Raw genomic sequence first — 22877 nt, 5'->3', positions numbered from 1 at the left:
GCGTAGCGATTCGCGCGACGCGGCACGACGGGATGGTCCCGCAGCGAGGCGCCCGGTAACGCACCGTGGTCGCGGCCCCGCGCCTCGTCGGCGATCTCGTAGCGCAGCGCATGATCCGGATGCTCGTCGCCGTCGTTCTTCGCCGAGCGTTCGAGCGGTGAGGTCACGAAACCGAGGTCGACGCTTGCATCGGCGGGACCGGCCGGATGCCGCCACGCATTCATGTGGCCGCCGGCGCCATGCAGCATCGAGCCGAAAGTGAGGTTGTGTTGGATCATGTTCGAATCCGCACGCTGGAAATTCAAACCGGGACAGTCGCCGTCAAGTGCCGACCGGCTGCTCGACACGTGCCAGCGCTTCAATCGAAGCGAGACGTATCGCAGGGTCCGCCACCGGGTTGTCGATGACGAACTCGTCGATCCCGAAGCGCTCATGCAGCGCGTCCAGTTCCCGACGCACCTCATCCGGCGTACCGGCGACCACCTGCGGATGCAGTTCATCTACACGGTATTCGGTAACACCGATCTGGCGCGCGTAGTCGGCCGCCGCCTCCGGGCTTTGCAGGTTGACGGTCTGCCCGTTCCCGAATCGCAGCTTGAAGATTTTCAACGTGCCGACCTGGCGTTTCGCGTCCTCCGACGTTTGCGCCGCGACCGCGAACAGGGCGAGCAACGGCACGCGCCCCGTCGCATCGCGATAGACGTCGATCGATCGCTCGATATTGGCGATATCGCCGTTGAAGTGGCCGGCGTAGCAGAACTGCCAGCCCTGGCGGGCAGCCAGTGCGGCACTTTCCGGACTGCCGCCCAGCAGGATGCGCTGCGGCGGCTCGGGCGGCGTGGGCAAGGCCAGCGCACCGGCCAGCGGGTGATCGGGGGCGACACCGTCGCCGAGAAACGCATCGAGTTCGGCGAGTTGCCCCGCGAAGTCCGGTTTCTTCGCCTTGTCGTGAAACCACTGCAATGCCCGCGTCGTGAGCGGCAGCCCACCGGGTGCCTTGCCGACGCCCAGGTCGACGCGTCCCGGCGCGAGCGCGGCCAGCGCGCGAAACGATTCGGCGACTTTGTAAGGGCTGTAATGCTGAAGCATCACGCCGCCCGAGCCCACGCGAATCCGGGACGTATGCGCGAGCAGATGCGACACGATGATTTCCGGCGCCGAGCTTGCGAGGCCCGGCGCGCCATGGTGTTCCGCGATCCAGAAGCGCTTGTAGCCCAGCGCGTCGGCCCGCTTCGCGAGCGCGATCGTGAAACCCAGTGCATCATGCGCGCTCGCCCCTTCGGCAATCGGGCTTTTATCGAGAATCGACAGGGAATAGGACATGAGACTCAACCTCGAGAGAATGCGGAGAATGCGGACACACACCAGATTCAGATTCTCGTCACGCGGTATCGATGGGGCTGACAATTCCGCGCTGGATTTCCATTATGGAGAACGCGTCGCCGCCCCGTTGCGGTCATTTCTGCTATGGATATGCGCGATGCATCAGAACAGATAGCGCGCGCGCAGATAATAAAATCCGCCATTGACGCCGATCGTGCTGCCGCCGCTGTACTGGATGCCTTCCAGCTGCGCTTCATACGGGAGCTTCGATGGGCGAACGTCGAACAGGTTTTGCGCGCCGGCCGCGATCTGGAATGCCTTGGTCACGTCATAGCGCACCTCGACATCGGTCACATAGCGCGCGGCCTCCTCGAAGTGGACGAACTGCGAGGTCGAGAATGCATTCGGGCCGACGATGTAGGTCGCTTCGCCGGACGTCTTGCCGTAGCGCGTTTCGTGCAGCGTGACCGCCCACTTGTCGAGACGCCAGGTACCGCCGACGATGATCTTGTTCTTCGGTGTCGTGGTGGACAGCGACGCAATCTGTTGCGCGTTCAGCGACGGCTTTCCGTTCGATCCGTTCGCCACGTGCGTGACCGAAGTCGTATTCAGGTTCACGCCGAAATCCCAGTCCACCTGGCCATAACGACCGAAGCCGGTGTGATAGGTGCCGGCCAGGTCGATCCCGCGCGTGCGCGTGTTGGCGCCGTTGGTAAAGTAGCTCGCGCTGACCGCCGATGTCGGCACCGACCCGGGAACCGCCAGGCCCGCACCTTCGAGCGCCGCGATGGCCGCGGTGCCCGCCGCGGTTCCACCCAGGACGATCCGGTTGCGGATATTGATCTGATACGCATCGATCGTCAGCTGCAGGTTGCGCACCGGACTGAGCACCAGCCCGAAGTTGTAGCTGGTCGACTCTTCCGGCTTCAGCGCCTGTGCACCGATCAGGTGAGCGCCCGGCGATGTCGTCGCCAAGATCCCGTTGACGGAAGCCGGCGACGTGGTCACGCTCGTATAGGATTCCTGAGCGAGCGACGGCGCACGAAAGCCGGAACTCACGCTGCCGCGCACCGCAATGGCCGGCGAGAACTGGTAGCGCGTGGAAATCTTGCCGTTGGTGGTGTCGCCGACGTCGTTGTAGTGCTCGTAACGCCCGGCCAGATCCACCTGCCATTTCGGTGTCAGGTAGGTCGACAGGTCGATATACGTGCCGATCACGTTGCGCGAGATGTCGCTCGCGCTGACCGGCGCCAGGCCCGGCAATGCCGCCGAGCCGCCGTAGATCCACGACGCCTCATCGCCATTGCGGATCGTATAGGTTTCGCGACGCTGCTCGACGCCCACCGCGACATTCAGCGGCGCAGGCAGCAGCGGGACATTGAACGCTCGCGACAGGTCGAGGTTGTTCGTCAGCTGGGTGTTGCTGACGGTCGACAGATGAAAGGTGGACGGCGTATATCCCGATGCCGCATACAACCCGGTGTTGGCGGAATTGCGCATCCCGAACACGCTGTAATCTCCGCCGTAGGTCGTGCTCAGGTCCCACGCCCAGCCGAACAGGTTCTTGCCCTTGATCCCGGCGGTCACCGAGTAATCGTTCTCGTTGATCGTCTCGACCGGCACGAACCCGTTCGGATAGACCTGCGGCAGCACCGAAGGCGGACGATAGTTCTGGTACGCGTCGCCGTTGCGGTGCGCGTAGGTGCCGAACCCGTAGAGTTCGACGTTGTCGCCGAGGTAGTAGCCGGCGTTGAAGCCGACCGTTTCGCGCGAACTGGCCGGGTCGCCCAGGATCGGGTTGTAATAGCCCTGCCCCTGCGGAAACCGCCCGAAATAATCGTCCGGCCCGGTCCGGATCGTATGGTTCTGCCGGTCGAATCCGGCGCTCAGGTCGAGGAAGCCCTTGTCGGCGAGATTCAGGCCGATCGTGGCGGACTCGCTGGTCTTGAAGCCGTCGCCCGAGTATGTCTGCCCGTTGGTCGTCGCGAGTTCGCCGCCGTGCGTGTTGCGCTTCAGGATGATGTTGATCACGCCCGCGATCGCATCGGAACCGTACTGCGCGGACGCGCCGTCGCGCAGCACTTCGATATGGTCGATCAGGCCCACCGGGATCGTATCGATGTCCGCGCCGGTCGAGCCCTGGTTCAGCCCGGGATCGAGCGTGATGTTGGCGGTCGTATGGCGGCGCTTGCCGTTCACGAGCACGAGCACGTGGTCGGGCGTCAGGCCATGCAGCGACAGCGTATCGGTCAGCACGCCGGCATCGCCCGAGTACGAGGTCCGGGTGATCGACGGCGACAGTTTCACCAACGCATCGCGCAGGTTGGTCTGCCCCGTCGCACGCAACTGGTCGCCGCCGATCACGTCGATCGGCGTCAGGCTCTTGCTCGCGCGCGTCTCGGTGCGCGAACCGGTAATCACGACCCGATCCTGAACCTGCACCTTGCCGTCCGGCACGGTCGACGCCGATGATGCCGACGCTGCCGGTGCGACCGCACTACTGGCGGGCGTCGCGTCCGAAGCCGTGCCGTCCCCCGCCCCCGCTTCCTGCGCCCAAGCCGCGCCGTGAAACACGCCGGCCGCTACCGCCACCGATAGCACTGTCCTGCGCGTCTTCGGCGAAACCCCTTCGCCCCGTGTGTGCCGCATGATTTCTCCGCTCTTTGCCAATGAGAGGCGTACCATAAACCGTGTAATCATTAGTCATGCAAACGATCACGAAAATGCTGCCTCGTGCAGAATCCCCTTCATCTGCTCGCGCCGTATCAGAGATCCGGAAGCCCCGGAGGATTCGTCGACGCCTTCGTGATCGCTTCGCTGTCGAGATTCCAGCGGCCCAGCACCTGGCGATACTTGCCGTTCTGGATCAGGTCATTGATCGAATAGGTAATGGGCGCGGCGAGGCCGCCGCCCTTGCGCGTGGTCACGGCCACTTCGGCCGTGCGAGGCCATCCGCCGCTGATCGTGCCGACCTGCCTGATCTTCACGCCCTGGCTCACCTGAAACGCCAACGCGGCGTTGACGCTGAAAATCGCGTCGGCGCGGCCCGATACCAGCGCCAGCGTCCGCACCGACGAGTCCTCGTAATACAGCACGTGAATCGGCTTCAGCCCATGTGCGACATTTTCCTTGTCCCAGGCCAGCAGGATTTTTTCCTGATTGGTCCCGGAGTCGCCGATGATGCGCAACCCGGCGATATCCTTTGGCTCGCGAATCTGCTTGATGGCGCTGTTCGGCCCGACGTAGAAAGCCAGCACGTCGCGACGATAGGTCGAGAAGTCGAACTTCTGCTTGCGCGTCTCGGTCACGGTCACGTTCGACAGCACCGCGTCCACCTTGCCCGACGAGACGGCGAGCGGCCAGTCCTCCCATGCGAGCGGCACGAGCTTGAGCTTCAGGCCGAGTTCGTCCGCAACCAGCTGGGCGAGATCGGGATCGGCCCCGATGATCGTTTTCGTATCCGTTGCGTACGCACTGATCGGCGGGCCGCCCACCGCGATCCCGATCGTCAGCACGCCCGGTTCGACGAAGCGGAATTTCTCCGGGATCAACTTGATCGCCTCCGCATCCGGCGTACCGCGTGGGCGATCGTGCTGATCGGGACTCAGGTTGAATGGCGTCGCCGACTGCGCCAGGCCGGCGGCCCCCATCACCACGACCGCAAACACACCCGACAACGCCAGGCCGATTCCGCGACGACGATTCATGTTTCGATACCCCGTTGAAGTAGTCATTCGTCATGCGCCGGGCGGCCGACCCAACGGCCCGTCCGGCTTCAGATCCTGTCAATGGTCGATACGACCGGGCGCCAGCAGATTCTTTGCAAAAGGCAGTCACCTGTGCACGTCCCGCGCAGTCGCCGGATCGTGTAGCGGTGCATGGCCGATGCCGAGATAAAGCGCGGAGGCTTCCGGTTGACGAAGAATGAATCAATGCGTTCGACACGCTTATTCCGCGTATCGCGTCATGCAATAGTGCGCGTGTGTCACTCACGCGCAAACCAAGCTTTTCCGAAATCGTTATTCAACCGAACACACATAATCAGGATTACATATCGTAATTGTTGGACTGCACGGCGGATGCGATTCAACTGCGTCCGGCGAGGCACGCAGGCGTTACGCCGCGCACACAGGATCACCCTGCCGCACGCCGTGAATGCTTGCTTGTCCAGTCCGCACATGCCGCTGCGAATGCGCCGGCCACCAGCAGCAATATCGGCATCAACACTTCAACGAATGCATTCCGGTATGCCGTCAAACCGGCCGACGACGATGCCTGCACCAGAAATACCCCGGTTCCCCACGACATGCCGATCGAGCAAGCGAGCCGCTGCGACAGCTGCAAAAAACCCGCAGCCAGCCCACGCCCTTCATCCTGGCCGATCTCCGCGAGCGTCATGGCCTGATTCGGCGCATGGATCAGGCCGCTGGCGACCCCCTGCAACAAGACGATCGCGGGATACGCCCAAAGGAGCCAGCGAGCCGCGAAGTATTCGGTCGCCAGACCTTGCGCGACGACGGCGAGCGCATAACACGCGATGGCGAACACGGTTCCGGCACGGCCGAAGCGCCCGACGAATCGCCAGCTCCACATGGCCGATGCGATCGAGGCCAGCGCGGCAGGAATCGACAGCGCGGCAAACAGCCGTGGATCGAGATGCAAGCCGTCGAGAAAAAACAATGCACTGACCATCCCGAGGGTCACGCCCGCCGCAAACTGGCACATCGCCACGAGCGTGCCGAAGACATAGCCGCTCGAACCGACCAGGCCGCGGGTCAGGATCGGCGTGCCGCCACGACGCTGATACGCCCGCTCCCACGCGAGGAACAGCAGCAGCCCGGCAATCGCGACCGCGACACAGACGCGTCGCGGCGGCAATCCGGCGGCCCCGACCAGCGTTGCCAGCATCAGCGCGAGCGTGGTCGCGGACAGCAGGATCAAGCCGACCAGGTCGATCGAAAACCGGGCATCCGACAGCCGGTGGCGCGGCAGATGCCGCAGCGCCAGATAGAACACGGCCATCCCGAACGGCGCATTGACGAGGAACAGCAATCGCCAGCCGAGATCCGACGGCACCGACGCAAGCACGAGCCCGCCGAGAACCGGTCCGACGAGCCCCGACAAGCCGCCTGCCGACGCATAGCGTCCGAGTGCCCGGGCCTGCGCCGCGCCGCGGAACAGGTCCTGGATCAAGCCGAATATCTGCGTATTGATCATCCCCGCGCCGAGCCCTTGCAGCACGCGCGCGACGATCACCGTCCGCGCATCGTCCGCCAGCCCGCCCAGCACGCTGAAGCCCGAAAACATCGCGAGTCCGACCAGGAACAGCAGCCGGCGCCCGATCACGTCGCCGAGCCGGCCTGCGGGGACGAGCGCAATGCCGAACGCAATGGAATAGACCGACGTGATCAGCTGTATCTCGGCCGTCGATGCGTGCAGCCCACGCCTGAGCGTCGGCACCGCGAGCGTGAATATCGCCTGATCGAGAAGCGTGGTGAAGCCCATCGCGACGCAGATGCCCAGCACGATGTTCGCGCTGGCGCTCGCATCGTTCGGACGGCCGTGGGCATCGCGCCGCCGCACCAGCCACCCGGACAGGCCAGCGGGCCGGCCCGGGGCGACGGGTTGCGCCAGGTCGTCATGCACCGGCGCGGGCGCGTCATCGCGAGTCATCGATTCAATCCGGGCTGCCCGAGTGCTGAACCGGCAGCAGGTATTTCTCGAACAGCACACCGGGCGGCGCGTCCTCGCCGAAGTCGTGCGACGACAGCACCGTATAGCCGGAGGACCGGTACAGACCTACCGCTTCGGGTTGTCGGGGCCCGGTTCCGAGATGGACGCGCGTGTAGCCTTGCCGGGCCGCCTGCGTCTCGAGCTCGGCCAGTACGCGCCGCGCGAGCCCCTGACGGCGATGCGCATGACTGACCCAGATGCGCTTGAACTCGGCGGTGGCAGGGGTGTGATGGCGCATGAAGGCGCCGCCGGCGATGGCCTGCCCTGCTCGCAGCAGCAACAGGAACGCGCCGTGAGGCGGCGCAAACGCTTCCACCGGATAGCGCACCAGTTCCTTGCTCAGCTCCTCTTCAGGGATGTAAGCCGCGTAGCGGCTGCTGTACTCGTGCGCCAGCTCGTCGAAGAGCGGCCGGGTGAGCGGGTCCGTGGCGGACACATAGACGAACCGGTCAAGCAGGTCCAGCGAAGATTCGACTTCAGACATCGACTGCCTCCTCACGTGCCGTTGCCCGGCATCCGGGCCGGCTGTTTCATGGTCCATCGGCGGGCGCTCATGGCGCAGGAGCCGGCTGGACGACGCGCTCGAGCAGGGACCGCAAGGCGGCGTTGACCGCATCGGGCTGCTCGAGCATCAGTTGATGGCCGCAGGCGGGCAACACGCCGAACGATGCGTTCGGCAACGCATCGGCGAGTGCGCGTCCGCCGGCGGGCGGCGTTAGGCCGTCGGCGTCGCCGGCCAGCACGGCGACCGGCAGGTCGAGCGTGGCCAGCCGGGCCGAATCGGGCCACGGCGCATCGCTCACCACGGCCTGCAACGTCGACATGCGGTTGCGGCGCGCGATGCGCGACTCGTAGGCGATGAGCGCCGGATCGGCCTGCGGGTGCCATGCGAGCCGCCGGAAGCGCCGCGCGAACACGGGCTTGATCCATTCGAGCAGCCAGCCCGGCAGCGCCGGCGGTCGTGTCACCGGGCGCGCGAGCCGGGTGCCGAGCAGCAGCGCGCCGCCCGCTTCGTGCAGCCGACCGAGCGCGGCCAGCCGCGCGAGCAAGGCGAGCGTGCTGCCCGTGCCGAGCGAATGGGCGACCAGCACGTTGTGCGTGCCCTTGTAGCGGTCGAACAGCGCGAGATAGTCGCGCAGCGTTTCGTCGCCGTGGTAAGCGCCGCTTTTCGCCGGGGGCCGCGGGCTGTCGCCGTGGCCGAGAAAATCCCATGCCACGAGCCCGTAGCCCGCATCGGCGAAGGTTCGCCACGCGTCTCGCCACTGGTTCTTGTTGCCGCCGCCGCCATGCGCGAAGAACAGCACGGTGCCCGCATGCGGCGAGCCCGGCGGCGCCGCGCGATGCGCGACGCTCAGCGTGCGCCCCGCGCGCACCTCGACCGGCGCGCCGGCCACGACCGCCGAGGCGGCGGCCGCGAAGTTCGAAACGGACGTCATGATTGCTCCTCGTTGATTCGGTGGACGTGCGAGGCGGCACCGTTCCTGTCGGTCGCGGGGATTCGCTCGGGCAACACCGGCATCGCATCGAGCAGCGCACGCGTGTACGGATGACGCGCGGCGCCGAAAACCTGCGCGGTGTCGCCCAGTTCGACGACCCGCCCTGCGCGCATCACCGCGATCCGGTCGCAGATCTGCGCAGCCACGCGCAGGTCGTGCGTGACGAAGACGATCGCCATCGCGCGGCGCCGCTGCACCGACGCAAGCAACTCGAGCACCTGCGCCTGCACCGACACGTCGAGCCCCGACACCATCTCGTCGGCCACGAGGATCGACGGATCGAGCGCCAACGCACGCGCCAGACTGATGCGTTGCCGCTGCCCGCCGGAGAATTCGTGCGGATACCGGCCGAGCGCATCCGCCGGCAAGCCGACCTGCGCGAGCAGGTCGGCCGCGAGCCGATACGCGGCAGCCCGGCCGACGCCGTGCGCGATCGGACCGGTCGCGACGATCTGCGCGATCGTCTGGCGAGCGTTCAACGATGCATACGGATCCTGGAACACCATCTGGATGTCGCGACGCAGCGGCCGCAGCGCCCGTTCGGTCAGGTGCGCGAGATCGTGCTCGCCGCGCAGTACGATGCGGCCCGCGTCCACGCGCGCCAGCCGCACCAGCGCGCGCGCGAGCGTCGTTTTCCCGGAACCCGATTCGCCGACGATACCGAGCGTCTCGCCGGCATGCAGCGTGAAGCCGACGTCGATCAGCGCATCGACGCCGCGCCGGCCTCGCGCCGGCAGGAACGGCAACGCGCGGCGCGGCGCATGGCGCTTGTCCAGGTTGCGCACCTCCAGCAGCGGCGCCCCGCTGCGGACGACGGCACGCGGTTCCACGCGGCCGTGCGGCACCGCATCGAGCAGCGCACGCGTATAGGGATGACGCGGCGCGCGCAGCACGTCGGCCGCGCGGCCGCTCTCGACCGGCTCGCCATCGCGCAACACCACGACGCGATCGGCGATGCGGGCGACCACGCCGAAGTCGTGCGTGATCAGCAGCACGCCGGTCCGTCGCGTGCGGGCCGCATGCTCGATCAGCGCCAGAATGCGGGCTTGCGTGGTGACATCGAGCGCGGTGGTGGGTTCGTCCGCGATCAGCAGCGCCGGTTCGAGGGCGAGCGCCATCGCGATCAGCACGCGCTGACGCTGGCCGCCCGACAGCGCGTCGGGATACGCATGACGCAGGCGCTCGGGCTCCGGCAGGCCGACGTCGCGCAACAAGGCCGTCACGCGCGCCGCCCCCTCGCGACGCCCGCTCGACACGCGATGGATGCGCAGCACCTCGTCGACCTGCGCGCCGACGGTCATCAACGGATTCAGCGCGGCGAGCGGCTCCTGAAAGATCATCGACACGTCGCGGCCGCGAATCGCGCGCCACTCGGCTTCGCTGCAGTGCGCGAGATCCCGGCCGCGCAGCGCGATGCGCCCGCCGGCGTGCCGCACGCCGCGCGGCAGCAGGCCGGCGATCGCGGCCGCAAGCAGCGACTTGCCGGACCCGGACGCGCCGACCACGCACAGCACTTCGCCGGGCGCGATCGTCAGCGACACGTCGCGTACCGCATCGCGACGCTCGGCACCGGCCGGCAAGGCGAGCGTGAGCTGCTCGATCGACAGCAGCGGCGCGGCGCTCATCGCACACGCTCCGCCATCGTCGATGCGTGGCGCAAGCCTTCGCCGACGCGATTGACCGCGAGCGCGGTCGCGACGATCGCGAGCCCGGGCCAGATGCTCAGCCACCACGCGTCGCGCATCACGTTGCGCGCCGCGCCGATCATGAAGCCCCAGCTCATCTGGGACGGATCGCCGAGCCCGAGAAACGACAGCGCCGATTCGGTGAGGATCGCGCTCGCAACCATCAGCGCAGCCAGCACCGCGAGCGGCGGCCACACGTGCGGCAGGATCTGGCGCCATACCAGCGCGGCCGGCGACTCGCCGGCGAGCCGCGCCGCCAGCACGAACTCCCGGCGCGCCAGCCCGATGAACTCGGCGCGCACGAGCCGCGCGATCGCCGGCCACGACACCGCGGCGATCGCGACGATCGTCGATTCGAGCGACGCGCCGAGCACCGCCGCGATCGTGACCGCGACCGCGAATTGCGGCACGGTCTGGAACAGCGTCGCGAGCGCCATCAGCGCGCGGTCGATCCAGCCGCCGCACCAGCCCGCGAGCGCGCCGACCGACGCACCGAGCACGAAGGTCGCGGCGGTTGCCGCGAGCCCGACGAACAGTGACACCCGCGCGCTCCACAGCAGCCCCACCAGCACGTCGCGACCGAGCATGTCGGTGCCGAGCGGATGGCCCGCGTGAAGCAGCGGCCGCAGCAACGGCTCGCCCGCCATGCGCCACGGCGACGGCAGCCACAGCGGCGCAGTCAGCGCAACGAACGCGGCGACGGCAAGAAACAGTGTGCCGGCTGGCGCTCCGGGCGTGCGCGCGAAACGGCGCAGGAAGCGCCCCGTCATCGCGCCTCCTGCCAGTCGACGCGCGGATCGACGAGGCCATACAGCAGGTCGGTCAGCGCGTTGAATCCCACCACGAGCGCCGCGACCACGGCCAGCAGCCCGAGCAGCACCGGATAGTCGCGCTGCAGCAGCGCGTCGTACATCAGCCCGCCGAGCCCCGGCCATGCGAAAACGATCTCGGTGACGAGCGCGCCGCCCGCGAGTTGCCCGAGCTGCAACCCGCCGAGCGTGACGACCGGCAGCAACGCGTTGCGCAGCACGTGACGGATCATCACGCGCGGCTCGGACGCGCCTTTCGCCCGCGCGGTTCGCACGAACTCGCACTCGATCACCTCGAGCATCGCGGCGCGCGTGAGCTGGACGAAGATCGCGCCGTACACGAGCCCGAGCGTCGTCGCGGGCAGCGCCAGGTGGGCGGCCACGTCGAGCGCGTGGCGCCACCCCGTATAGCCGGCGCCGACGCTTTCCATCCCGAAGGACGGCAGCCAGCCGAGCACCACCGAGAACGCGATCGCGCTCATCAGCGACAGCCAGAACAGCGGCGTCGCATAGACGACCACCGCCAGCGCGCCGATCGCGCGCGCCGCGCGGCGCGCCCACGGGCCGCCGTGTGCATCGCCATACGCCGCCACCGCGCCGGCCGTCACGCCGGCGACCACGGCGATCGCGAACGCGGCCGCCATCAGCAGCAGCGTCGCGGGCAGGCGCTCGGCGACGAGCTGCAGCACCGGCATTTGGTTGCGGTACGAGAAGCCGAAATCGACGTGTGCGAGATCGCGCAGATACAACCCGAACTGCTCGACGAGCGGCCGGCTCAGCCCGAGCTGCGCGCGTAGCCGCTCGACGTACGCGGCATCGCCCGAGCCCGCGTCGCCGGCGAGCACGAGCGCGGGGTCGCCCGGCGCGAGCCGGACCAGGAAGAAGTTGACGATCAGTACGCCGAGCACGACCGCAAGGCCCCGCAGCACCGTCGACGTCAAGCGCAGCACCGTGTTCATCGCATCATCCGATCCACGTGTCCTCGAGGCTGTCGTTCACGCTGGTGGCCGTGCGCAGCAGGTTGTGGACGTTGCGCCGGTACACCGTCGGGTTGACCATCTCGAAGATGTTCGCGATCGCCGCGTCGTTCGCCAGCGTGGTCTGGAGCTGCGCATAGCGCGCGCGGCGCGTGGCCGGATCGGTATCCAGCGCGGCCGCGTCCCACAGCGCGTCGGCCTTCGGGTTGCGGTAGCCCTCGACGTTGCCGAACGGCGACCCCTTCGAAATGCCGTCGATCCGGTACAGCGGCGCGACGCCGAAATCGGGATCCGAGTTCTGGAACAGGAAGTTGTAGCTCAGGTCGAAATCCCAGTTCGCGACACGCGCATACCAGCCCGCCGCATCGGTCGTCTGTACGCGCAGCCGAAACCCGGCCTGGCCGAGCGCCTGCTGCGTGTACTCGGCGACGCGTTCCCACGCACCGCCCTTTTCGCCGTTGAGCAGCACGAGCGGAAACTTGCCGACATCGACGCCCGATTGCCGGATCAACGCGCGCGCCCGTTCCGGGTCGTACGCGAAGCGCGGCACGTTCGGATCGTAGAACGGCGACGACGACACGAACGGCCCGTTCGCGACTTTTCCGTAGCCGAAGAAGATCCGGTCGACGATGAACTGGCGATCGAGCGCATGCAGCACCGCCTGCCGCACGAGCACGTTGTCGAACGGCGGCTTGCGCTGGTTCAGTTCGAGAAACGCCATCCCCGTGAACAGCTCCCAGCCCTGCGTCGTGATGGCGACGCCCGGCAGCTTCGCGAGCCGTGCGATGTCCGAGTAGTCGACGTCGCCCGCGCGCAGCGCATGGATCTGCCCGCGCTCGAACGCGATCGAGCGCGCGGCCGCGTCGGGCACGATGTTGAATACGATCCCGTCGAGATGCGGCAACCCCTTCTTCCAGTAATCCGGGTTGCGCGCGAGGCGGATGTACGCGCCGCGTTTCCATTCGCGGAACACGAACGGCCCGGTGCCGACCGGATGCAGGTTCGCCGGATTGTTGCGCGGATCCTTGCCCTGGTACAGGTGCGCCGGCACAATCGGCAGCAACCCGCTGCCGAGCAGGTTGATCAGCCCCGCGTACGGCTTCTTCAGGCGGATCGTCACCTGCAGCGGGCCGCTCGCGTCGATCGACGCGACGTACTTGTCGAACGTCACCTTCGTGCGCGGCAGCGCCTGCGGCGCGATTTCGTTCAGCGTGACGACCACGTCGTGCGCGCCGAACGGCTGCCCGTCGTGCCAGCGCACGCCCGGCTGCAGTTCGAAGGTGTGGGTCAGCCCGTCGGCCGATGCCCGCCAGCTGCGTGCGAGCACCGGCACCGCGCGCAGTTGCGGGTCGAAGCCGAGCAGCCCCTGGAAGATCTTGCCGCCGACGTATTGCGACGCGACGTGCGGCGTCAGCGCGTTGACCAGCGACGGCGGCTCCGGCTGCGCGAACAGCGACAGCGTGCCGCCGCGCACCGGCGCCACGGCGGCATCCGCCGCGAACACGCGGGCCGCGCCGCCGATCCCTGCCGCGGCCCCGGCGGCGGCGAGCACGTAGCGGCGCCGCGCCGGGTCTTCCGGTGCGAACGGCGACGGATTCGAAAGCGTGTCGTTCATCACAGATAGCCGTGGCGCGGCGGGTTGACCTGGTTGAGCACGTAGTTGCCGATCGCGTGATATTTCCAGCGCACCGGGTCGTGCAGCGTATGGGTGCGCGCATTGCGCCAGTGACGGTCGAGGTTGTATTCGCTCAGCACCGAGCGCGTGCCCGACAGTTCGAACAGCTTGTTGGTCGCGAGGATCGCGAGCTCGGTGCTCAGCACCTTGGCGGCCGCGACCTGCACCGACGCGTGCGCCACCTGCGCATCGTCGAGTTCGGCCGGCAACGCCTCGAGCAGCGCGGCGGCGCGGTCGAGCAGCGCTTCGGTCGCGAGCAGGCGAATCTGCACGTCCGCGACGTCGCGGATCACGTACGGATCGTCCGACGCGCGCGCGATGCCGCTGTCGGCCCACGGCCGGCTGCGCGTACGCACGAACTCGAGCGTGTCGGCCAGCGCCGCGCGCGCGATGCCGACGTCGATGTTCGCGTGCAGGTATTGCGACACGGGGCCCGCGAGCGTCGGCCGCTTGAACGCGGCCTGGATCGACACCACGTCCTGTTCGTCGACCTCGACGCCCGCCAGCGTCAGCGTGCCGCTCGCTGTCGTGCGCTGCCCGAAGCCGCTCCAGTCGTCGACGATCTCGAGCCCCGGCCGGTCGCGCTCGACCAGCGCCTGCACGTAGCGGCCGTCGTCGTCGAGCGCGAGCACCGCGATCCAGTCCGCGAACAGCGCCCCCGTCGAATAGAACTTCTGGCCGTCGAGCACGAGCCGCCCGCCGCGCCGCGTCAGCCGCGTGCCGATCTCGAGCGCGTTCTTCGTGCCGCGCTCGGACGCCGCGTGGCCGATCCGCGCACCGTCGAGCACGAGGCCGAAGAACTTGCGCCGCTGCGCGTCGTCGCCCGTCAGCCGGAGCACGTCGAGCGCGTGGAAGTGATTCTTCGGCAACTGGCCGATCGACGGGTCCGCCTGTGCGATGGTCCGCACGACCTCGCCGAGCGTCGCGAGCGACACGTCCGCGCCGCCGAATGCGCGCGGCACGGTGATGCCCCAGAGCCCGCTGCCCGAGAACAGGTCGAGCTCCGCGAACGGCAGCCGCCGCTCGCGGTCGCGCTGGGACGCGTCGCGCGACAGCTCGCCGGCAAGACGGCGCGCGATTTCGAGCGCATGCGCGTCGTCGGCGATGCGGCTCGCGGGCGGACGGGAGGAAAGCGGGGAAGACGCGCGAGCAGGCGTGTCGGCGGACGTGAAGGCGTTCATGAAGATCCTCGTGGACAGATACATGGCCTCCGTCGGGAGCAAGCACCGTGCCACCACCATCCGGCCGGCCTGTGCGGCCATGACGCCGCATGCGGCGCGCTGGATTTCCAGCGAGATGGCGCAAAAGCAGCACGCCGCGCCCCGCGCGACGGCACTGCTGGAATTCCAGCAAAACGACGGAAAGACAGAGGCGCAGTTGCGAGCGGCCAGCCTGCCCTTTCAGCGTCAACCCGTTGCGGGGCGTGGCGAAGCGCAGGTTGGTACACCTTTTGCGAATCCCCGCTCACGCGCCGCCGATCCGCGGCGCCATCGACCGGATGCGCGGCGCCGCGCCGGACCACCCGCATGACACGCGCATCGACTTGGGGATATACGGATGAAATACACGATGTTGAGCGCCTCGATCGGAGCGTCGGCGCTGCTGACGGCCGCATCGGGGCTGCATGCGCAGGAATCGCCGAACCTGACGGCTGCGCCGGCGGCAACCGCCGCGCCGGCCACCGCGCCGCAGGGCGCGACGCGTGCGACGACCGGCGCGCCGATCGCCGAAACACAGCTCAAGGACGTCGTCGTCACGGCCCAGCGCCGGCTGCAATCGGCCCAGCGGGTGGGCACCTCGATGTCGGTCATCTCGGGCCGCGACCTGAAGACGCTGAATGTCGAGACCGTCAACGACCTGCAGCACGCGACCCCGAGTGTCGAAGTCGAGCCGGCGTTCGGCGGCGGCCAGCCGCAGTTCCGCATTCGCGGCGTCGGCTTCAACGATTACACGTCGAACAACGCGTCGACGGTCGGCATCAACGTCGACGACGTCGCGTATGCGCTGCCGATCCAGACCCAGGGGCAACTGTTCGACATCGCGCGCGTCGAGGTGCTGCGCGGCCCGCAGGGCACGCTGTACGGCCGCAACACGACGGGCGGCACGGTGAACTTCATCACGAACCAGCCGACCCGCGACTTCGAAGCGGGCACGAGCGTCGAATATGGCTCGCACAACCTGCTGACGACCGAGGGCTACGTGTCCGGGCCGCTGAGCGATCGCGTGCGCGGCCGCTTCGCGTTCACGACGCAGGACTTCGGCGCATGGCAGAACAACCGCGTGACCAACCAGACGCTCGGCAACCACGACAGCGCCGCCGCGCGCGGACAGCTCGACTGGGACGTCACGCGCGACTTCAAGCTGCATGTCGGTGCGCACGGCGGCTTCGACAAATCCGACAACGAGGGCCTCTACCTGTTCACGCCGTATACGTCGTCGAAGACCGGCGAGGTGATCCCGGCCGATGCCGATCACACGAAGACCGGCTGGGGCGTAAGCCCGGCGTTTTCGCGCGCGACGGGCCTGTCGACCGACGCGAAGCCGGGGCGGAACAACCTGAACGGCGGCGTCGACCTGACCGCGACGTGGAATCTCGGCCCGGTCGAGCTGAAGAGCATTACCGCGTACAACTACCTGCACCGCCGCGAATATGCGGACTGGGACGCGACGCAATACCACGACTCCGACGAATACTTCGACGACACCGTCAACGAAGTCACGCAGGAGCTGCGCGCGTCGTCGCGCGGCGACACGCGGCTGCGCTGGGTCACCGGCCTGTTCTACTCGCACGACGATCTCGACGAGAAGTTCTATTCCGACTTCAGCGACCGGCTCGGCTTCATCGCGCTCACGCGCTACCGGCAGTCGGTCGATACGCTCGGCGTCTACGGCCAGGCGACCTACGACATCACGAAACGCCTGCGCGGCATCGTCGGCGTGCGCCAGGAACACGAGAAGCGCGAGTTGCGCGGCTTCACGTCGGGCATGCTGACGCCGTCGTTCGTGCCGTTCGCGGGCTTCCAGGGCGGCGACGCAAACCAGTCGCTGACGTCCAACGGCACGTCCGGCAAGGTCGGGCTCGAGTTCGATCTCGCGCCGGCGACGATGCTCTACACGACGGTGAGCCGCGGCTACAAGTCGGGCGGCTTCACCGCGCACAACACCGGCAATTCGAACGCGCTCGCGCCGTTCAAGCCCGAATCGCTGACCGCGTACGAGGTGGGCTTCAAGAGCGACCTCACGCGCTCGCTGCGCTGGAACGTGTCGGCGTTCCACTACGACTACCGCGACCAGCAGGTGCTGTCGGCCACCTTCGACCCGAACTCCCAATCGCTGGTCGGCACATTCGTCAATGCGCCGAAATCGCGCATCGACGGCTTCGAGACCGACCTGAAATGGCAGCCGGTGCGCGGGCTCGAAATCTCGCAATACGTCGGCTACAAGAGCGGCAAGTACACGTCGCCGTTCGTCACGTACAACACGCAGGCGTCGGCGGCCAGCGGCCACAACGTGTTCACCGATTACAACGGCACCGCGCTCAGCTTCCCGCGCCTGAGCTACGGCGGACAGGTCGCATACAGCTGGCTCGCGGGCGGCTACCGGCTGCGCGCGGAGACAAACTACAGCTATCGCGACGCGTATTCGCAATTGCTGCTGCTCGGCCCGAACTACACGGTCGACAGCTACTGGCTCGTCAACGCGAGCCTGACCGTCACGTCGCCCGACCGGCACTGGGACGTCGCGCTGTGGGCGCGCAACCTGTTCAACCGCCAATACGACCTGACGAAGAACTTCTTCCTGCCCGGCACGAACGTTGCCGCGGCCGGACAGCCGCGCACGGTCGGCGTGCGCGTGACCTACACGTATTGAGGAGGCCCGCCGGATGACGCGCCGCACCGACACCCTGAAACTCAACGCGATGCTGAACGGCGCCGGCAGCCATGTCGTCGGCTGGCGCCATCCGCTCGCGCAGCCGAACGGCAACCGCGACTTCGCGCATTTCCGCCGCATGGCGCAGACGGCCGAGCGCGGCAAGCTCGATGCGCTGTTCGTCGCGGACGTGGTCGCGACGCAGGGCAGCCACGTCGACTCGCTGCGCCGCAGCGCGCGCGCCGACACCTTCGAGCCGCTCACGCTGCTCGCCGCGCTGGCGGCCGTCACGCACCGCATCGGCCTGATCGCGACCGCGACGACGACCTACAACGCGCCGTACCACGTCGCCCGCAAGTTCGCGTCGCTCGACCACCTGAGCGGCGGCCGCGCGGGGTGGAACCTCGTCACGTCCGTCGTGCCCGACGAAGCGGCGAACTTCGGCGCGAGCCCGCACCTCGCGCACGCCGAGCGCTACGCGCGCGCCGACGAGTTCCAGCGCGTCGTCGCGGGGCTATGGGACAGCTGGGAAGACAACGCATTTATCGAGGACAAGGCCGCCGGCCTGCATTTCGATCACCGCAAGCTGCACGTGCTCGATCATCAGGGGCCGCACTTCAGCGTGCGCGGCCCGCTGAACGTCGCGCGCGCGCCGCAAGGGCATCCGGTGCTCGTGCAGGCCGGCTCGTCGGAGGCGGGCCGCGAACTCGCGGCACGGTGCGCGGAAGTGATCTTCACCGCGCAGCACCGGCTCGACGACGCACAGGCGTTCTATGCGGACGTCAAGGGCCGGCTCGCGCGTCACGGCCGCCGCCCGGCGCACCTGAAGATCCTGCCCGGCGTGATGCCGATCGTCGGCGCGACCGAAACCGAGGCGCGCGACAAGCTGCGCGCGCTGCAGGACCTGATCGACCCGGTGCTCGGGCTGCGGCTGCTCGCCGACAATGCCGGCGATTTCGACCTGTCCGGCTATCCGCTCGACGGGCCGTTGCCCGACCTGCCGCCGAGCAATCGCAGCAAGAGCCGGCAGCAGCTGATCGTCGATCTCGCCCGTCGCGAGAACCTGACCATCCGCCAGCTCTACGAGCGCTTTGCCAGCGCCGGCGTCGTGACCGGCACGCCGAAGACCATCGCCGATCGCTTCGAGGAATGGTTCCTGTCGTACGGGGCGGACGGATTCAACGTCGCGTTCGCCTGGGTGCCCGGCGGGCTCGACGATTTCGTCGATCTCGTCGTGCCCGAATTGCAGCGCCGCCGGCTGTTCCGCACCGAGTACGAAGGCCCGACGCTGCGCGATCAGCTCGGCCTGCCGCGCCCGCCGTTCTTCCGGCGCCCGTCGTCGCTGCGCGGCGATACGGTCGCACCGGTCGGCGGAGGTGCCGCATGACGCGCCCGTTTCGTCTCGGCGTGCTGACGCGCGTCTATGCGCCCGATCCGTCGCCGCGCGTGCTGCACGACACGCTCGCGCTGATCGAGGCTGCGGAAGCGCTCGGCTTCGACAGCGCATGGGTGGCCCAGCACCATTTCGGCAGCGAAACCGGCCGGCTGCCGTCGCCGCTCGTGCTGCTGGCGGCCGCCGCGCGCCGCACGCGGCGCATCGCGCTCGGCACCGCCGTGATCGTGTTGCCGCTCGAATCGGCGTTGCGTGTCGCGGAGGATGCGGCCGTGCTCGATGCACTGGCGGACGGCCGCCTTCAGCTCGGTGTCGGCGCCGGCTTCGAGCCGGACGTGTTCGCCGCGTTCGGCCGCGATTTCGACGCGCGCTCGGCGCGGCAGGCCGATGCCCTTGCGACGCTGCGGCGCGCGCTGGACGGCGCGCCACTCGGTCCCGCCGGCGCGACACTGCAACCGGGTGCGCCCACGCTGGCCGCGCGTCTCTGGCAGGCGACCAGCCATGCCGAGGCGGTCGCGCGCGACGGCCTCGGGCTGATCGTCGCGCGCACGCGTCCGGAACAGGACGGCGAAGCGGCGCTCGTGGCACGCTATCGCCGCGCCTGGACGCATCCGCGCGCGCCGCGCGTCGCGCTCGTGCGAGCGGTCGTGCCGGGCGCGGACGCGGCCAGCGTCGAGGCCGCGCTCGGTCCCGACATCCTGCGCTACGCGGCCCGGCTCGCCCACGCGAGCGGTACCCCGACGCCGGCGCCGGCCGACATCTCCGCGCTGCTCGATCGCTTCGGAGTCCTGCGCGGCACACCTGCCGACATCGCGGCCGCGCTGCAAGTCGATCCCGCGTTTACCGGCGCGACCGAGCTGGTCGTGCAGGTACAGACGACCGGCACGTCGCATCGCGACGCGCTGCGGCGGCTCGAAGCCGTCGCCGGCGCGATCGCGCCGGCACTCGGCTGGACGCCGGCCGCCGCAGCCATCGAAGCCGCTTCGCCCACTTCCGCTCCGATCCCGACATGACACATTCGCCCTCTCCCGCACCGGCCGCGCAACGGCCGTTCAAGCTCGGTTTCCTCACGCACGTCCACGGCACCGGCGACGCGCGCCGCGTCTATGCGGAGCTCGAAACGCTGTTCGTCGCGGCCGAACAGCTCGGCTTCGACGGTGGCTTCGTCGCGCAGCACCACTTCCGCGCGGAGTACGGCCGGCTGCCGTCGCCGCTCGTGCTGCTGGCCGCCGTCGCGCAACGCACGCGCCGTATCGAACTCGGCACCGGCATCGTCACGCTGCCGCTCGAGGATCCGCTGCGGCTCGCCGAAGATGCGGCGGTACTCGACTCGCTGGCCGGCGGCCGGCTGCAACTCGGGCTCGGCAGCGGCGGCGCGAATCTCGACGCGTTCGCCGCGTTCGGGCTCGACGCCGATACGCGTCAGGCGCACTTCGCGAGCGCGCTCGAGCGCCTGCAGGACGCGCTCGCGGGCCGCCCGCTCGCACACGGCGCCGCCGATGCACCGCCGCTCGTGCTGCAACCGGCGGCGCCGGGCGTGCGCGCACGCCTGTGGCATTCGCATGCGTCGCCCGACGGCGCGCGATTCGCGGCCCGGCACGGCAACGGCCTGCTGCTCGGCACCGCCGTGCACGATCCGCGCATCGTGCAGTTGCCGCTCGCGCACGCGTATCTCGACACGTGGCGCGAACAGGCGCACGCCGGTGCGCCGGCGCCGCGAATCGGCGTGGTGCGCGCGGTATTTCCCGCCCGCGACCGGCGCACCGCGCTCGCCGCCCTCGCACCCGACGTGGTGCGGCATATCCCGTGGCTCGCAACGAGCGGCCATCCCGGCGTGACCGATCCCGAACAGATCGTGCGGCTGCTGAACGTCCATTACGGGCATCCGGACGAAGTAATCGAAAGCCTGCGCGGCGACCCGGCGCTGCTGCCGTTCGCCGATTATTTTCTGCCGGTCGTGCAATCGGAAAGCACGTCGCTGGACGACGCGCTCGCGCGGCTGCGCACGCTCGCGGAAACGATTGCGCCGGCGCTGGGCTGGCGGCCAGCCCTCGCCGCCGCATGAGCGCGCCGGGTCTGCTGCTGCGGCTCGACATCGGCTGCGACGACACGCGGCCCGATCCGGCCGCCGACTGGATTGCGATCGCCGAGGCCGGCGTGTCGGCCGGCTGCGATGCCGTGCTGCTGCCCGCGCAGGCGGCCGGTCCCGATCCGTGGATGGCGGCCGCCGCGCTCGTCGATGCGCTGCCGGCCGTGCGCGTGATGGTGACGCTGCAGGCAGGGGCGATGCTGCCCGTCGCGGCCGCCCATCTCGCGCAGAGCCTGCAGTCGCTCAGCCGCGGCCGCGCGCTGCTCGCATGCGAGGCCGACGCGCCGGACATCGACGCGACCGACCAGGCCATGCATCTGAACCGCGACCAGCGGCTAGCGCGCAGCGCCGAATTCCTGTCGCTCCTGCGCGCGATGTGGGCGGCCGATTCGGCGCTGCAGTATCGCGGCACCTACTATCGCGTCGAGCATGCGCGCCTGCCGGATCTCGCGGCATCGCGGCCTCCCGTCTACTGGTCGCTCGCGGAGCGGCACGAGATCGCGTTCGCCGCGCCGTGGTGCGACGGGCTGCTCGTGCCCGCCCGCGTGCCGTGGCTGGAAGCGGCCGTCGAGCGCGCGTACCGCACGCGCGGCCTCGCACCGCCGCCGCCCGGCGCGCTGCTGCGGCACACGCTCGGTTTCGACGACGCGCGCCGCACGCGCGGCTCGCACCGGATGAACCACCGACGAGGCAACGCATGAGCATCGATTTCGCGTGGTTCCTGCCGACCAACGGCGACGGGCCCCATCTCGCCAACAGCGGCCTGCCGCGCCCGCCGACCTTCATGCAGGACTTTCGGCCGGCCACGCCCGAATACCTGCGCGGCGTCGCCCGCGCGGCCGAGGCCGCGGGCTTCGACAGCCTGCTGCTGCCGATGGCCGCGGGCTTCGAGGATCCGTGGCTGGTCAGCGCACAGCTCGCACGGGCAACGTATCGCCTCGCGCTGATCGTGACGTTCCGGCCGGGGCTCGAACAGCCCGAGCAGATCGCACGCAAGGCGGCGACCCTGCAGCGCATGAGCGGCGCCCGCCTGCGCCTGTTCGCGGTGAACGGCTCGAGTGCATACGAGCAGCGTGCGCTCGGCGATTTTCTCGATCACGACGCGCGCTACCAGCGGACGTCCGAATACCTGCGGGTATTGCGGCGCCTGTGGCGGGGCGCCGGTCATTCCGTGGCCGGGCACTACTACATGCTGAACCCTTCGCATGCCGGCGTGCCGCTCGCGACCCCGCCGGCGATCTATCTCGGCGGGGCGTCGACGCTCGCCGAGCAGGTGGCCGCGAGCCAGGCCGATACCTACCTGCTGTGGGGCGAGCCGCCCGACGCCGTGCGCGAGCGCATCGCGCGGCTGCGCGCACTGGCCGCGATGCACGGCCGCCGGATCCGCTTCGGGCTGCGCGTGCACGTGATCGCCCGCCAGACCGAGCGCGCGGCGTGGGCACGCGCCGACGAACTGCTCAGCGAGATTTCCGACCAGACCTATGTCGATGCGCAGCGTCAGCTCGCCGCCTACGAATCGGTCGGCCAGCAGCGCCAGACCGCCCTGAGCCGCGGTGCGCTGCGCTCGTTGCGCGAGCTGGAGGTGTATCCGAACCTGTGGGCCGGCGTCGGCCTGATTCGTGGCGGTGCGGGCACTGCGATCGTCGGCAGCTACGACCAGGTCGCCGCGCGCATCCACGAATACCGGACGCTCGGCATCGAGACCTTCCTGCTGTCGTCCTATCCGAACCTCGAGGAAGCGACGCACGTGGGCGAGCAGGTCTTGCCGCGCGTGCGCATGCGGCTGGCACGCGCCAGCCTGCCTTGACGGGCCTGGCGGCGAACCGG

18 protein-coding genes and 1 pseudogene are annotated in these 22877 nt (G+C 68.8%); 7 read left to right on the top strand and 12 right to left on the bottom strand.

Annotation, left to right across the window (positions count from 1 at the left end):
* Positions 1–83: 83 nt before the first annotated feature.
* From ACPTTF_RS33865 to ACPTTF_RS33810, 12 genes and pseudogenes are all read right to left on the bottom strand, one after another.
* Positions 84–278, bottom strand: a pseudogene (locus ACPTTF_RS33865) (hypothetical protein); the annotation flags it as partial.
* 43 nt (positions 279–321) lie between these two features.
* Positions 322–1323, bottom strand: a complete 1002-nt coding sequence (locus ACPTTF_RS33860) for an LLM class flavin-dependent oxidoreductase (protein WP_423372607.1) — start codon at positions 1321–1323, stop codon at positions 322–324.
* A gap of 162 nt (positions 1324–1485) precedes the next feature.
* Entirely contained in the window at positions 1486–3972 is a 2487-nt protein-coding gene (locus tag ACPTTF_RS33855) for a TonB-dependent receptor plug domain-containing protein (RefSeq protein WP_423371990.1), read from the bottom strand.
* 116 nt (positions 3973–4088) lie between these two features.
* Positions 4089–5030 carry an ABC transporter substrate-binding protein gene (locus ACPTTF_RS33850; RefSeq protein ID WP_423371989.1) on the bottom strand — a complete coding sequence of 314 codons (942 nt, stop codon included), beginning with the start codon at positions 5028–5030 and terminating at the stop codon, positions 4089–4091.
* 427 nt (positions 5031–5457) lie between these two features.
* The gene (locus ACPTTF_RS33845) at positions 5458–6996 is read right to left on the bottom strand and encodes an MFS transporter (RefSeq protein ID WP_423371988.1); all 1539 of its coding nucleotides are present in this window, start codon (positions 6994–6996) and stop codon (positions 5458–5460) included.
* A gap of 4 nt (positions 6997–7000) precedes the next feature.
* A complete protein-coding gene (locus ACPTTF_RS33840; RefSeq protein WP_423371987.1) occupies positions 7001–7540 on the bottom strand; it encodes a GNAT family N-acetyltransferase in 540 nt (179 codons plus the stop codon).
* Between the two features lie 67 nt (positions 7541–7607).
* Entirely contained in the window at positions 7608–8492 is an 885-nt protein-coding gene (locus ACPTTF_RS33835) for an alpha/beta fold hydrolase (protein ID WP_423371986.1), read from the bottom strand.
* Positions 8489–10177: a dipeptide ABC transporter ATP-binding protein gene (locus tag ACPTTF_RS33830; RefSeq protein ID WP_423371985.1), complete on the bottom strand. Its 1689-nt coding sequence runs from the start codon at positions 10175–10177 to the stop codon at positions 8489–8491. Before ACPTTF_RS33830 ends, ACPTTF_RS33835 begins: the two co-directional genes overlap by 4 nt.
* Positions 10174–11007 (bottom strand): ABC transporter permease, encoded by an 834-nt coding sequence (locus ACPTTF_RS33825; protein ID WP_423371984.1) that lies wholly within the window; start codon positions 11005–11007, stop codon positions 10174–10176. The genes ACPTTF_RS33830 and ACPTTF_RS33825 overlap by 4 nt, the downstream gene beginning before the upstream one ends.
* The gene (locus ACPTTF_RS33820) at positions 11004–12005 is read right to left on the bottom strand and encodes an ABC transporter permease (protein WP_423371983.1); all 1002 of its coding nucleotides are present in this window, start codon (positions 12003–12005) and stop codon (positions 11004–11006) included. The genes ACPTTF_RS33825 and ACPTTF_RS33820 overlap by 4 nt, the downstream gene beginning before the upstream one ends.
* 4 nt (positions 12006–12009) lie before the next feature.
* A complete protein-coding gene (locus ACPTTF_RS33815) occupies positions 12010–13638 on the bottom strand; it encodes an ABC transporter substrate-binding protein (RefSeq protein ID WP_423371982.1) in 1629 nt (542 codons plus the stop codon).
* Positions 13638–14879, bottom strand: a complete 1242-nt coding sequence (locus ACPTTF_RS33810) for an SfnB family sulfur acquisition oxidoreductase (RefSeq protein WP_423371981.1) — start codon at positions 14877–14879, stop codon at positions 13638–13640. Before ACPTTF_RS33810 ends, ACPTTF_RS33815 begins: the two co-directional genes overlap by 1 nt.
* Between ACPTTF_RS33810 and ACPTTF_RS33805 the strand changes: the two genes are divergently transcribed.
* The 7 genes from ACPTTF_RS33805 to ACPTTF_RS33775 are packed head-to-tail and all read left to right on the top strand — an operon-like array spanning position 14878 to position 22857.
* The gene (locus ACPTTF_RS33805) at positions 14878–15228 is read left to right on the top strand and encodes a hypothetical protein (protein ID WP_166958703.1); all 351 of its coding nucleotides are present in this window, start codon (positions 14878–14880) and stop codon (positions 15226–15228) included. The two genes, ACPTTF_RS33810 and ACPTTF_RS33805, sit on opposite strands and share 2 nt — an antisense overlap.
* Positions 15229–15255: 27 nt before the next feature.
* Positions 15256–17568, top strand: coding sequence for a TonB-dependent receptor (locus ACPTTF_RS33800; RefSeq protein ID WP_423371980.1), 2313 nt, complete (start codon positions 15256–15258; stop codon positions 17566–17568).
* 13 nt (positions 17569–17581) lie between these two features.
* Positions 17582–18955 carry an LLM class flavin-dependent oxidoreductase gene (locus ACPTTF_RS33795; RefSeq protein ID WP_423371979.1) on the top strand — a complete coding sequence of 458 codons (1374 nt, stop codon included), beginning with the start codon at positions 17582–17584 and terminating at the stop codon, positions 18953–18955.
* Positions 18952–19974, top strand: a complete 1023-nt coding sequence (locus ACPTTF_RS33790; RefSeq protein ID WP_423371978.1) for an LLM class flavin-dependent oxidoreductase — start codon at positions 18952–18954, stop codon at positions 19972–19974. The genes ACPTTF_RS33795 and ACPTTF_RS33790 overlap by 4 nt, the downstream gene beginning before the upstream one ends.
* A complete protein-coding gene (locus ACPTTF_RS33785) occupies positions 19971–21026 on the top strand; it encodes an LLM class flavin-dependent oxidoreductase (RefSeq protein ID WP_423371977.1) in 1056 nt (351 codons plus the stop codon). Before ACPTTF_RS33790 ends, ACPTTF_RS33785 begins: the two co-directional genes overlap by 4 nt.
* Entirely contained in the window at positions 21023–21751 is a 729-nt protein-coding gene (locus ACPTTF_RS33780) for an LLM class flavin-dependent oxidoreductase (RefSeq protein ID WP_423371976.1), read from the top strand. The genes ACPTTF_RS33785 and ACPTTF_RS33780 overlap by 4 nt, the downstream gene beginning before the upstream one ends.
* On the top strand, positions 21748–22857 hold the full coding sequence (locus tag ACPTTF_RS33775; RefSeq protein ID WP_166958716.1) for an LLM class flavin-dependent oxidoreductase: 1110 nt from the start codon (positions 21748–21750) through the stop codon (positions 22855–22857). The genes ACPTTF_RS33780 and ACPTTF_RS33775 overlap by 4 nt, the downstream gene beginning before the upstream one ends.
* The last annotated feature ends 20 nt before the right edge of the window (positions 22858–22877 follow it).

The organism is Burkholderia crassaminum (assembly GCF_964265005.1).
In the GTDB taxonomy this organism is placed as follows: Bacteria; Pseudomonadota; Gammaproteobacteria; order Burkholderiales; family Burkholderiaceae; genus Burkholderia.
This window is presented reverse-complemented; position numbering and strand designations above follow the sequence as displayed.